This is a genomic window from Pseudomonas sp. Irchel s3b6 (assembly GCF_900187415.1).
Lineage (GTDB): Bacteria > Pseudomonadota > Gammaproteobacteria > Pseudomonadales > Pseudomonadaceae > Aquipseudomonas.
Genome location: NZ_FYDM01000009.1, coordinates 224,015 through 236,349, shown reverse-complemented (window position 1 = coordinate 236,349; position 12,335 = coordinate 224,015). Strand labels below are relative to the sequence as shown.

General features: G+C 59.6%; 12 protein-coding genes. 3 read left to right on the top strand and 9 right to left on the bottom strand.

The window, feature by feature from the left end; all coding sequences use genetic code 11:
* Positions 1–281 precede the first annotated feature (281 nt).
* Genes CKW07_RS17090 through CKW07_RS17080 form a run of 3 tightly spaced genes read right to left on the bottom strand, consistent with a single transcriptional unit; the run spans position 282 to position 3,259 of the window.
* Positions 282–578 carry a helix-turn-helix domain-containing protein gene (locus CKW07_RS17090; protein ID WP_095146162.1) on the bottom strand — a complete coding sequence of 99 codons (297 nt, stop codon included), beginning with the start codon at positions 576–578 and terminating at the stop codon, positions 282–284.
* 23 nt (positions 579–601) lie between these two features.
* Positions 602–1,093: a M48 family metallopeptidase gene (locus tag CKW07_RS17085; protein ID WP_095146160.1), complete on the bottom strand. Its 492-nt coding sequence runs from the start codon at positions 1,091–1,093 to the stop codon at positions 602–604.
* 42 nt (positions 1,094–1,135) lie between these two features.
* A complete protein-coding gene (locus tag CKW07_RS17080; protein ID WP_095146158.1) occupies positions 1,136–3,259 on the bottom strand; it encodes a bifunctional diguanylate cyclase/phosphodiesterase in 2,124 nt (707 codons plus the stop codon).
* A gap of 308 nt (positions 3,260–3,567) precedes the next feature.
* Between CKW07_RS17080 and CKW07_RS17075 the strand changes: the two genes are divergently transcribed.
* From CKW07_RS17075 to CKW07_RS17065, 3 genes are all read left to right on the top strand, one after another.
* Entirely contained in the window at positions 3,568–4,239 is a 672-nt protein-coding gene (locus tag CKW07_RS17075; RefSeq protein WP_095146156.1) for a polysaccharide lyase family 7 protein, read from the top strand.
* Positions 4,240–4,315: 76 nt separating this feature from the next.
* Entirely contained in the window at positions 4,316–4,567 is a 252-nt protein-coding gene (locus tag CKW07_RS17070) for a helix-turn-helix transcriptional regulator (protein WP_095146154.1), read from the top strand.
* Complete coding sequence (locus tag CKW07_RS17065; protein ID WP_095146152.1) at positions 4,564–5,763, top strand: type II toxin-antitoxin system HipA family toxin; 1,200 nt, start codon at positions 4,564–4,566, stop codon at positions 5,761–5,763. The genes CKW07_RS17070 and CKW07_RS17065 overlap by 4 nt, the downstream gene beginning before the upstream one ends.
* An 87-nt stretch (positions 5,764–5,850) precedes the next feature.
* On the opposite strand, the gene fba is transcribed toward CKW07_RS17065, so the two are convergent.
* From fba to tkt, 6 genes are all read right to left on the bottom strand, one after another.
* Positions 5,851–6,915, bottom strand: a complete 1,065-nt coding sequence (fba, locus tag CKW07_RS17060) for a class II fructose-bisphosphate aldolase (protein ID WP_095146150.1) — start codon at positions 6,913–6,915, stop codon at positions 5,851–5,853.
* A gap of 200 nt (positions 6,916–7,115) precedes the next feature.
* Positions 7,116–7,451 carry an MliC family protein gene (locus CKW07_RS17055; protein WP_095146148.1) on the bottom strand — a complete coding sequence of 112 codons (336 nt, stop codon included), beginning with the start codon at positions 7,449–7,451 and terminating at the stop codon, positions 7,116–7,118.
* Positions 7,452–7,510: 59 nt separating this feature from the next.
* Positions 7,511–7,732, bottom strand: coding sequence for a hypothetical protein (locus CKW07_RS17050; protein WP_095146147.1), 222 nt, complete (start codon positions 7,730–7,732; stop codon positions 7,511–7,513).
* Between the two features lie 34 nt (positions 7,733–7,766).
* Positions 7,767–8,930: a phosphoglycerate kinase gene (locus tag CKW07_RS17045; protein WP_095146145.1), complete on the bottom strand. Its 1,164-nt coding sequence runs from the start codon at positions 8,928–8,930 to the stop codon at positions 7,767–7,769.
* A 25-nt stretch (positions 8,931–8,955) separates the two neighbouring features.
* Positions 8,956–10,011, bottom strand: a complete 1,056-nt coding sequence (epd, locus tag CKW07_RS17040) for an erythrose-4-phosphate dehydrogenase (RefSeq protein WP_095146143.1) — start codon at positions 10,009–10,011, stop codon at positions 8,956–8,958.
* Between the two features lie 191 nt (positions 10,012–10,202).
* The gene (gene tkt / locus CKW07_RS17035; RefSeq protein WP_095146141.1) at positions 10,203–12,200 is read right to left on the bottom strand and encodes a transketolase; all 1,998 of its coding nucleotides are present in this window, start codon (positions 12,198–12,200) and stop codon (positions 10,203–10,205) included.
* Positions 12,201–12,335 lie beyond the last annotated feature (135 nt).

The window sequence follows — 12,335 nt, the reverse complement described above, 5'->3', positions numbered from 1 at the left end:
GGTGTGCAACATCCCTCAAACCCGCGCTACCGGAACAATAATCCTGCACTGCTGCGTGTTTTGCTTGCTCTGTGTACTTACCCATGACGCCCCCAAAGGTTGTGTCCAACCTTTGGGGGTCAGTTCACTCTGCGTGGGAATACATCTTGTGACGCTCTGCGTCACACCTGCGAAGGGACGCAGAGCGTCCCGGGCGACATTCCCACGCAGAGCGTGGGAACGATCCAATCACTGTGGGAGCGGGCTTGCCCACGAAGGCGTCAGCACTGGCGCCACCTCTCTCAGGGATACCCCAACACCGCCTTGATCTGCCGCAGATGCTGCTCGATCCAGCGCGGATCAATCGCCCCCCACTCACGAATCCGATAGCGCCCGGCATGGTTGCGCGCGCCCTCCTCCTGCTCGAACTCGCAAAGGATGTCCAGGTCCGCCAGCGCCGCGATCGTATCCTGGGCGGTGCGCCGGGGCATGCCCGTCACCTCGGTCAACGCCGGGACACTGCTGGCCAGCCCGCTGTCGATCAGGTACGCCACGTACAAGCGGCGGTAGAAGCTGCTCTTGGTCTTGCTCACGTCCATCCAGACACTCCTTGTTGCGATAGTTACTGCATGTCCCGCCACGTCAGGTAAACCCGCAAATCAAACTCCAGCTGGTGATAACCCGGCAGCATGTGCTCGCACAGCTTGTAGAAGGCTTTGTTGTGGTCGGACTCTTTGAAATGCGCCAGTTCGTGGACCACGATCATCTTCAGGAATTGCGGGGCGGCGTCCTTGAACAAGGAGGCGATGCGGATTTCTTTCTTGGCCTTGAGCTTGCCACCCTGCACCCGGGAGATCGCCGTGTGCAGGCCGAGCGCACGGTGAGTCAGGTCCAGGCGGTTATCGAACAGCACCTTATCGATGGCCGGGGCATTGCGCAGGTATTCCTGTTTCAGTTCCAAGGCATAGTTGTACAACGCCTTGTCACTCTGTATCGCGTGCTTGTCCGGGTAACGCTGGCTCAGGTACTCGCCCAGTCGATCCTCATCGATCAACTGACGCACCTGTGCTTGCAGTGTGGCAGGGTAAGCCTGGAGGTACTTGAGCGCGGTCATGGGGCAACAACAGAGTGACGAAAGAGCGCCAGTGTAGCGAATTCAGGCCGTCAGCGCGCTCCAGTCAAACTGCCGTACAAAGCCCGCGACGTCCTCGGCCATCAGCGGCCGGGCCACCAGGAAACCCTGCACGTACTGGCAGCCGTTGGCCTCCAGCCACTGATACTGCGCAACGGTCTCCACCCCTTCGGCGATCACCAGCATCCCGAATTGCTTGCATAACCCGATCACGCTTTGAGCCAGTGCCGCGTCCCGGGGAGAATCGAGAATGCGGGCGATCAGGTGTCGGTCAAGCTTCAGCGTGTCCAGTGCCAGGTCCCGTAAATGGGCCAGGGAACACGCCCCGGAACCAAAATCATCCAGCGCGACCCGTACCCCCAGGTGACGCAGCAGGCGCAACTGTTTGTGCGACTCATCGAGGTTTTTCATCAAGGCCTCCTCGGTGATTTCCACTTCCAGCTGCCCCGGTTGCAGCTGGTGACGCGCCAACACCTGACGTAGCTCGGTGGCGAGGCTGGGCATACCAAACTGGGTACTGCTCAGGCTGACCGCAATCACCACATCTTCGGCAAACAGGTTTTCCCAGATTTTTCGCTGCCGGGTGCTGCGATGATAAATCCAGCTGCCCAGGCGGCTGATCAACCGCGCTTCCTCCAGCAGCGGCAAAAACAACCCCGGCGGTACATCGCCGACACTCGGGTGCTGCCAGCGCAATAACGCCTCAAACCCGCGCACTCGCCCGTCGACAATCGACACCTGGGGTTGATAGACCAGGCTGAAATCCTTGTTTTCGATGGCCGTGCGCACGCTTTCTTCAAGCATCAGGCGCGTCCGCGCCCGGCCGTTCATTTCATGGTCGTAGAACCGATACTGCTGGCGCCCGGCTCGCTTGGCCTCGTACATGGCGATATCGGAAGCGCGCAATAATCCGTCGAGACTGGCCCCGCAGTCAGGGTAAGTGGCGATCCCGATGCTCACCCCCAACGCCATATCCATGCCCTCGATCTGCTGACAGATCGATACCCGCTCAATGAGTTTTTCGGCAATCTTCGCCGCTTGCTCGGGAAGCTCCAGGTCAAGCAGCGCGGTAAATTCATCCCCGCCCATCCGCGCCAGGATGTCGAATGGCCGCAGGCAGGCCTTCAACTGCTCGGAAACCCAGCGCAGCACGCGATCACCCGCGTCATGTCCCAACAAATCGTTGACCCGCTTGAAGCCGTCCAGATCCAGGTACAACAGCACCCAGGTGCTGCCGGAGCGCTCACTGCGCGGCAGCAGGTTTTCCACGGCCTGGTAGAACCCGCGTCGGTTGAGCAACCCGGTCAAGGGGTCGGTAACCGCCTGGAACTCCAGTTGCTGGTGCAGGTGACGCACCACCGACATGTCGAGCACCGTCACCACCATGGCCTTCTGCTCAGGCGGCAGTGGCGCACAGGAGAGCGCTACCGGCACCTGCTGACCGGGTGCCGTGCGCAGGATCGCATCATGCACGCGCCACGTTTCGCCCCGGCGGTAACCGCTGTAGATGTCTGAATCATTCCACACCGGGATGTGCGGTTTTTGCAGGAAGTCGACGAGCTCTGAACCTTGCAAATCAGCCACCGTCGCGTTGAGCAAGCGCGAGATGGCCGGGTTGGCAAAGCGGATCAGACCTTCTTCGCCTACCACCAGAATGCCTTCGGCGGCATTTTCCAGCACCGACGCATTGAAGGCCCGGGCCGCTTCCAGGTCCTGACTCAAGCGCTGCAGCGCCCGGCGGTTGCGCTGATGCTCAAGCAGGGCCTGTACCTTGGGTTTGAGAATTTGCGGGTCGAAGGGTTTGAACAGGTAATCCACCGCACCATTGGCATAGCCCTTGATCACGGCATCCTGGGACTGCTCGTTGGCGGTGAGAAAAATGATCGGTGTCAGGTGCGTTCGCTGGCTGCCGCGCATCAGGCGGGCGACTTCAAAACCATCCATGTCCGGCATCTGCACATCCAGCAGCACCAGATCGACTTCGTGCTCAAGCAACAGGTTCAGGGCTTCGAAACCGGAAGCCGCCGTCATCACTTGCCAATCCTGGCGCTGCAACAACGCACGCATGCTGATCAGATTTTCAGGGTAATCATCGACGATCAATAGAACCGGGCGGCCTTCAGCTGGCTTGGGTTGCGCGCATTCCATGCTGCTTCTCTTGTTATGGCGTCAAGCGGGATACCGAAAACCGGACAGGTTTCACTCTAGACCGGGATCAACCAAACCAGAAGAAACCAATACGCCATCACTCGGCAAAACTCCAGGCTCCCGACTAACGGTCGTTGTTACAGGCCACGAAAACCGATGAGGGCGGCAGTCGACAGACCGCTGACGCCAATAACCCGCCGGACGGACATTAACAAAGCTCTCCTCAGCGCTTATAAAGACCGCCCTCTAAGGTGCGGGCCAGAGCTTCTGGCACGCCCGTTCCAGCAGCATTCATGGACGCTTTGACGATGATCGATCTCGCAACCTGGAACCTCAGCATTCCCGTCGGCAGCCCGCCGACCACCATCGACACCCCTCGACTGGTGAGCGGTTACAAGGACCAATATTTCCACTCCGATACCGGCACCCTGTTCTTCTGGACACCGGTCACCGGCTCGCGCACCGAAAATGCGATCTACCCCCGCACTGAACTGCGCGAAACCTACAGCAACGGTACGCTGCACAACTGGCTCTACCCTGACGCCGACAACTCGCTACGCGCCACCCTGGCGGTCAATCAGGTGCCGAGTTCGGGCAAGATCGTCATCGGCCAGATTCACGCCTACAACAGCCAGAAGCCGATGGTGAAAGTCGAATACCAGTACAAGACCAGCACCTCGACCGGCAACATCGTGGCCAAGGTGCGCATGCGCCCGGACGACGATGTGGGTCGGGTCATCACCATCGCCACCGGGGTCAAACTCGACCGGGAATTCTCCTACCTGATCCATCTCAGCCCCGGCGGAGCCCTGGGCATCAGCGCCGCCGGCTACTCATGGGATACCCAGATCAGCGCCACCTGGAGCAACAAGCCGCTGTACTTCAAGGCCGGGGTCTATGTGCAGGACAACACCGGCTACACCAGCGAAGGCGGGAAAGTGACGTTCAGCAAGCTGGATATTGATCACGATCAAACCTGAGTGCACCCAAACATAAGCTATCGCCATGGAGTTGTGTATACGTTACATTCATCTATAAATGTCACGGTAACAGAACATGGATTATTTTCTGCTGATCGCCCGCCTTGGCAACCAGTTACGCGAAAAACGTGTGAGCCGTGGCCTGACGCAAGCACAGCTTGCTGAACTCGCGGGGCTGACACGACATAAAGTCATTGCTGTAGAGAAGGGCACCCTTTCCGTCGGCATGATCGCTTATGCGCGCATCCTGGGCGCTCTGGATTGTGAGCTCACTGTCGTGCCGGCCGCTATGCCAACCCTTGAAGAGCTTGGGGATTTGTTCGAATGAAAATGACCTCTCTCAAAGTCAGCACTCCAGAGGGGAATAGCGGCAGGATTCTCACCCGTGCCGAGGGTTTCACTTTCCGCTATCACGAAGATGCATTGCCTGGCATGGCAATCAGCTTGTCGATGCCCGTACGACCTGACGAGTTTCGTCGGCGTGAGCTGCATCCTATTTTTCAGATGAACTTGCCGGAAGGCTATGTACTGGAGCAACTGCGTAATCGCCTGGCTAAAATCGTCAATGTCGACCCGATGCTGCTCTTGGCGCTTTCCGGTAGCACTTCGCCCATCGGAAGAGTTCAGGTGCGCTCTGATGCGGTTGACGCCTTACTGGGGGAGCAACACTTTCCGGGAGAAAAACTCGAAGAGATTCTGACGTGGGACGGCACGGAAGATATCTTCGCTGGCCTTCTTGATCGCTACATCCTGCGGTCAGGCATTTCAGGTGTTCAACCCAAAGTGCTGGTGCCGGAACAACAGGAAGCCGGGTTACCACAAGTGACGTCGAAAACCTCGGACCTGATCATCAAAAGTGGCCGAGACGAATTTCCCGGTCTGGCGATCAACGAGTTCCTTTGCATGTCCATTGCGAAAGAAGCGGGCATTCCCGTTCCGCCGTTTTACCTCTCCGATAATGCCAAGCTGTTTGTCATGCGTCGCTTTGACCGCGACGCCCAGCTCAACCCGATTGGCTTTGAGGACATGGCGGTGTTGATGGGGCTTTCGGCCGACCAGAAGTACAGCAAGAGTTATGCAGCCATCGCCAAGGCGGTTCGTGTGTTCTGCCCGGCAAAACATCAGCGCTCTTCCCTCGATCAACTTTTCGATAGCGTGGCCCTGAGTTGCATTGTCGGGAATGGCGACGCTCATTTGAAGAACTTCGGCTTGCTCTATTCCGAGCCGACGCAACGCGACGCGCGCCTGGCGCCGGCTTACGACATCGTCAATACCACGGCCTATATTCCGGAGGATGTTTTGGCGCTGGACCTGGCGGGTAACAAGTCAATGTTTGCCTCGCGGCAAGGATTACTGGAATTTGCGCGCACTTGTGAGGTCGAGCAGCCCAAGGAGCGCATCCAGCGATTGCTTGCTGCGCTTGAAGTGGTGCTTGAGCGTTATCCCCAGCATCGAGAACAGGCGCCTCATGTGGTCAGTGCCATTGAGCAAGCGGCGGCACCATTTACCCTGACTTTTGGGTAGTTTTTATCTCGCAGGCTACATTTAATTTATCCCAACAAAAAAACGCCTCTCGGCGTTTTTTTGTTAGTACGACTTAACGCTAAAGGCTTAGTTGACCTTGGCGTTCAGCTCACCTTTCAGGTAACGCTGGTACATCGCTTCCAGGGAGATCGGCTTGATCTTCGAAGCGTTGCCGGCAGTACCGAAGGCTTCGTAACGCGCGATGCACACGTCACGCATGGCGGTCACGGTGGCGCCGAAGAATTTACGCGGGTCGAACTCGCTCGGGTTGCTGGCCATCAGGCGACGCATTGCGCCGGTGGATGCCAGGCGCAGGTCGGTGTCGATGTTGACCTTGCGCACGCCGTGCTTGATGCCTTCGACGATTTCTTCAACCGGCACGCCGTAGGTTTCCTTGATGTCGCCGCCGTACTGGTTGATGATCGCCAGCCACTCTTGCGGAACCGAGGAAGAACCGTGCATCACCAAGTGGGTGTTGGGGATGCGCTTGTGGATTTCCTTGATGCGGTCGATAGCCAGCACGTCGCCGGTCGGTGGCTTGGTGAACTTGTAGGCGCCGTGGCTGGTGCCGATGGCGATGGCCAAGGCATCGACCTGGGTGCGCTTGACGAAGTCAGCCGCTTCTTCCGGGTCGGTCAGCATTTGGCTGTGATCCAGAACGCCTTCGGCGCCGATGCCGTCCTCTTCACCGGCCATGCCGGTTTCCAGCGAACCCAGGCAGCCCAGCTCGCCTTCTACCGATACGCCGCAGGCGTGAGCCAGGGCAACGGTTTGCTGGGTCACACGGACGTTGTAGTCGTAGTCGGTCGGCGTCTTGCCGTCTTCACCCAGGGAGCCGTCCATCATCACCGAGCTGAAGCCCAGCTGGATGGAGCGTTGGCAGACGTCAGGGCTGGTGCCGTGGTCCTGGTGCATGCACACCGGGATGTGCGGGAATTCTTCGATCGCCGCCAGGATCAGGTGGCGCAGGAATGGCGCACCCGCGTACTTGCGGGCGCCAGCCGAAGCCTGGACGATCACCGGAGAGTCAGTCTTGTCAGCGGCTTCCATGATGGCGCGCATCTGCTCAAGGTTGTTGACGTTGAAGGCTGGAACGCCGTAGCCGAATTCGGCTGCGTGGTCCAGCATCTGGCGCATGCTGATAAGTGCCATTGTGTGTGTCTCTCCCGGTTGAGGGTCGTTAATCGTGCAAGCCTGCCGTAGCGGCGGCTGCTATTCAAGTTATTGCAGATCGGGGGTAAAGGCCGGCCTGCGAATTCGGTACTGCTTCAATCTCAAGTGCTGCACAGGACTCTGTGGGAGAGGGCTTGCCCGCTGCCGCATCTGAATCGCTGTGAGTCTATTCAATCCTGTTACTGCGCCTTACAACCGCGACCGATCAGATCATTGGTGGCGACCCAGTACACCAGGCCTTCCTCACCTTTGACGTGAAACGCCAACTGGTCGTCGCTGTACAGCGAACCAGAGCCTGCTGGGTCGAGCTTCAAGCGGTGAACCTGATCATCGCCAAGCCGTACATCAACGGCGCTGCGCGTGGTGTCGGTGTAGCGCCAGTGCACGGGTGCCTGACTGTCACAGACCCAGTGGGTCCAACTGTCCGATTGCGCAGAAGCAGACGACGCAAACGGGTTCAAATTGGCGCAACCGGCAAGTACTGCCAGGCACGCCACGGCGATCAAGCCTTTCATCCATCTTCCTCGGCTGGCGGCATACGCCGACAGCACTGGGCGTTGTTGAATCAGACCTGTCAAGGACAACCCTGTTCCCTGGCGGGTGTGTGCGTCTCGTATTTATCCAGGCCATCAGGCCCGGAACGCTTGTTGAGCACGGGGTTGGTTTCCGCCTGCCAGTCGGCCTGGTAGCAGCCTTTTTCCGGCGCACCGGCACCCGGCTCCGGCGCGGCCGTGGGACTACTCCCACAGCCGGCCAGTACACCCGCCGCGATCAACATCGCTAACGTCTTGACCATGTCCACACTCCTTTGCCTGGCCAACGGGTGGCCCTTAGGCCTTTGCCCGGCTTTCCAGGACTTCAACGGCGGGCAACACCTTGCCTTCGACGAACTCGAGGAACGCGCCGCCACCGGTAGAAATGTAGGAGATCTGCTCGGCAACGCCATATTTATCGATGGCCGCCAGGGTGTCGCCACCGCCGGCAATGGAGAACGCCGAACTGTCGGCGATGGCCTGGGCCAGGACCTTGGTGCCGTTGCCGAACTGGTCGAATTCGAACACGCCGACCGGACCGTTCCAGAGGATGGTGTTCGACGACTTCAGCAGCTCAGCGAACTGCGCGGCGGTTTGTGGACCGATGTCCAGGATCATGTCGTCTTCTGCCACGTCAGCGATCAGCTTGACGGTAGCGGTGGCGCTTTCAGCGAATTCCTTGGCAACCACTACGTCGACCGGCAGCGGTACGCTGACTTTGGCGGCGATGGCGCGGGCGGTGTCCAGCAGGTCCGGCTCGTACAGGGATTTGCCCACCGGGTGACCGGCAGCGGCCAGGAAGGTGTTGGCGATACCGCCGCCCACGATCAGCTGGTCGCAGATCTGGCTCAGGCTGTTGAGCACGTCGAGTTTGGTCGAGACCTTGGAGCCGGCAACGATGGCGGCCATCGGCTGGGCAGGGGCACCCAGGGCCTTGCCCAGTGCATCCAGTTCGGCTGCCAGCAACGGACCCGCCGCGGCGACTTTGGCGAACTTGGCCACGCCGTGGGTCGAACCCTCGGCACGGTGAGCGGTACCGAAGGCGTCCATCACGAACACGTCGCACAGGGCGGCGTATTGCTGGGCCAGTTCGTCGGCGTTCTTTTTCTCGCCCTTGTTGAAGCGCACGTTTTCGAACAGCACGATGTCGCCCGCTTTCACGTCGACGCCACCCAGGTAGTCAGCCACCAGCGGCACTTCGCGGCCCAAGGCCTTGCTCAGGTAAGCGGCGACTGGCGCCAGGCTGTTCTCGGCCGAGAACTCGCCTTCGGTCGGACGGCCCAGGTGCGAGCAGACCATCACGGCCGCGCCTTTTTCCAGGGCCAGCTTGATGGTCGGCAGCGAGGCCAGGATACGCGCATCGCTGGTGACTACACCGTCCTTGACTGGGACGTTGAGGTCTTCGCGGATCAATACGCGCTTACCTTGCAGATCGAGGTCGGTCATCTTCAACACGGTCATGGGTCGCACTTCCTGTTAGCTCTTTTTAGAGAGCAGGTTGTTTAATCGCTGTTTGCAGATAGTGTTCTGCAACATCCAGCATTCGGTTGGCAAACCCCCATTCGTTGTCGAACCAGGCCAGCACGTTCACCAGCCTTGGGCCGGAAACACGGGTCTGACTGGCATCGACGATCGCCGAATGCGGGTCATGGTTAAAATCACAACTGGCGTGAGGCAGCTCGGTGTAAGCCAGCAGGCCCTTGAGCGGGCCGCGGGTGGCCGCCTCGCGCAAGATCCGGTTGACCTCGGTAGCGTCAGTATCGGTCATGGTCTGCAGGGTGATGTCCAGGCAAGACACATTGACCGTCGGCACGCGTACGGCTTTGGCCTGAATTCGTCCGGCAAGTTCCGGCAACAGGCGCTCGATGCCTCTCGCCAGACCAGTGGACACCGGGATCACCGACTGGAACGCCGAACGGGTGCGGCGCAGGTCTTCGTGGTGATAGGCATCGATCACCGGCTGGTCGTTCATCGCCGAGTGGATGGTGGTGATCGACACGTAGTCCAGGCCAAAGGCCTGATCCAGCAAGCGCAACAACGGCACGCCGCAGTTGGTGGTGCAGGAGGCGTTGGACACCAGCAGCTCATCGCCGGTCAGGCAATCCTGGTTGACTCCATAGACGATAGTGGCGTCGACATCCGCCTCGCTGGCCATCGGCTGGGAAAACAGCACTCGCGGCGCACCCGCATCGAGAAACCGCTGGCCATCGGCACGGGTGTTGTAGGCACCGGAACATTCGAGCACCAGATCGACGTCAAGGGACGCCCAATCGATGCCTTCGGGAGTGGCACTGCGCAGGACCTTCACGCAGTCGCCATTAATATGCAGACAATCGCCATCGACCTTGACCTCGCCGGGAAACCGGCCGTGGGTGGAGTCGAAGCGTGTCAGGTACTCGATGCTGGCCATGTCGGCCAGATCGTTGATCGCGACAATTTCAAACCCAGCCGCCGAGCCTCGCTCAAACAACGCACGCAAGACGCAACGACCAATCCGGCCGTAGCCGTTGAGTGCAACTTTGTAGGGACGCGGTTGAGGCATGGGGTTCTCGATAATACGCAGCCAGACGAAATTCTTTTGTGCAACGCCCCCCCCTGTAGGAGCGAGCGTGCTCGCGATGAACGTTAACGATAACGCGTGCTATCTGGATAATCGCGTTGCCCTCACGTTTTTCGCGAGCACGCTCGCTCCTACAAGGGGATTGCGGTGGTCATGAAACCACCGCGTCGTGCTTAGTCTTCCAGCAGCTCTTCAGCCTGACCCAGGATGTTTTCCAGGGTGAAGCCGAACTCTTCGAACAAGGCTGGCGCAGGCGCCGACTCGCCGTAGGTGGTCATGCCGATGACGCGGCCTTCCAGGCCCACGTACTTGTACCAGTAGTCCGCGTGGGCGGCCTCGATGGCGATACGGGCGCTGACCTGCAACGGCAGGACCGATTGCTTGTAGCCCGCGTCCTGAGCATCGAACACGCTGGTGCAAGGCATGGAAACCACGCGCACCTTGCGGCCCTGTTCGGTCAGTTTGTCGAAGGCTTGAACAGCCAGGCCGACTTCCGAACCGGTAGCGATCAGGATCAGTTCAGGCTCGCCTGCGCAATCCTTGAGCACGTAACCACCACGGTTGATCAGTTCGATCTGCACCGCATCACGGGTTTGGTGCTGCAGGTTCTGACGCGAGAAGATCAGGGCCGAAGGACCGTCTTTACGCTCCAGCGCGCACTTCCAGGCCACTGCCGATTCAACCGCATCGGCTGGACGCCAGGTGTCGAGGTTCGGCGTGCAGCGCAAGCTGGCCAACTGCTCGATTGGCTGGTGCGTCGGGCCGTCTTCGCCCAGACCGATGGAGTCGTGGGTGTAGACGTGGATCACACGCTGCTTCATCAGGGCGGACATGCGCACTGCGTTGCGGGCGTATTCCATGAACATCAGGAAGGTCGCGCCGTAAGGCACCAGGCCGCCGTGCAGGGCAACGCCGTTCATGATGGCGGTCATGCCGAACTCGCGCACGCCGTAGTACATGTAGTTGCCGCTGGCATCTTCAGCCGTGACGCCTTTGCAACCTTTCCACAGGGTCAGGTTGGAACCGGCCAGGTCAGCCGAACCGCCGAGGAACTCAGGCAGCAGCGGGCCGAACGCGTTCAGGGCGTTCTGGCTGGCTTTACGGCTGGCGATGGTTTCGCCTTTGGCAGCGACTTCAGCGATATAGGCCGAAGCTTTTTCGGAGAAGTCGGCCGGCAGATCACCGCTCAGACGACGAACCAGTTCATTGGCCAGTTGAGGGAATTCGGCGGAGTAAGCAGCAAAACGCTGGTCCCACTCGGCTTCGGCGGCAGCACCCGCTTCCTTGGCGTCCCATTCGGCGTAGATGTCGGCCGGAACTTCGAACGGACCGTGGTTCCACTTCAGTGCAGCACGGGTCAGGGCGATTTCCGCGTCACCCAGTGGGGCGCCGTGGCAGTCTTCCTTGCCCTGCTTGTTCGGCGAACCGAAACCGATGGTGGTTTTGCAGCAGATCAGCGTCGGTTGCTCGCTTTTGCGTGCCGTTTCGATGGCGATCTTGATCTCTTCCGGATCGTGACCGTCAACGTTGCGGATCACTAACCAGTTGTAGGATTCGAAGCGCTTCGGGGTGTCATCGGTGAACCAGCCTTCGACTTCGCCGTCGATGGAGATGCCGTTGTCATCGTAGAAGGCAATCAGTTTGCCCAGGCCCAGAGTGCCGGCCAGGGAGCTGACTTCGTGGGAGATGCCTTCCATCATGCAGCCATCACCCAGGAACACGTAGGTGTGGTGATCAACGACATTGTGACCAGGACGGTTGAACTGCGCCGCCAGCACTTTCTCGGCCAGGGCAAAGCCCACCGCGTTCGCCAGGCCCTGGCCCAGTGGGCCAGTGGTGGTTTCAACGCCCGGGGTGTAGCCGAGTTCCGGGTGGCCCGGGGTGCGGCTGTGCAATTGGCGGAAGCTTTTCAGGTCATCGATCGACAGGTCGTAGCCAGTCAGGTGCAGCAGCGAGTAGATCAACATCGAGCCGTGACCGTTGGACAGCACGAAGCGGTCACGGTCGGCGAAGGATGGATTGCTCGGGTTGTGCTTGAGGTAGTCACGCCAAAGTACTTCGGCGATATCCGCCATACCCATAGGGGCACCGGGATGGCCGCTGTTGGCTTTTTGCACGGCATCCATGCTGAGTGCACGAATGGCGTTGGCACGCTCACGACGGCTGGGCATCGCTGATCTCCTGCGGATTCTGAATCGAGAGTGAATAAAACGGAACGGAAAAAAGGCGAGCATTTTCCCTCAGCGGACGGCCTCGGGGCAATGACAGATAGTCGATCTGGCAGGTTTTTCCTGTGGATATCTGCG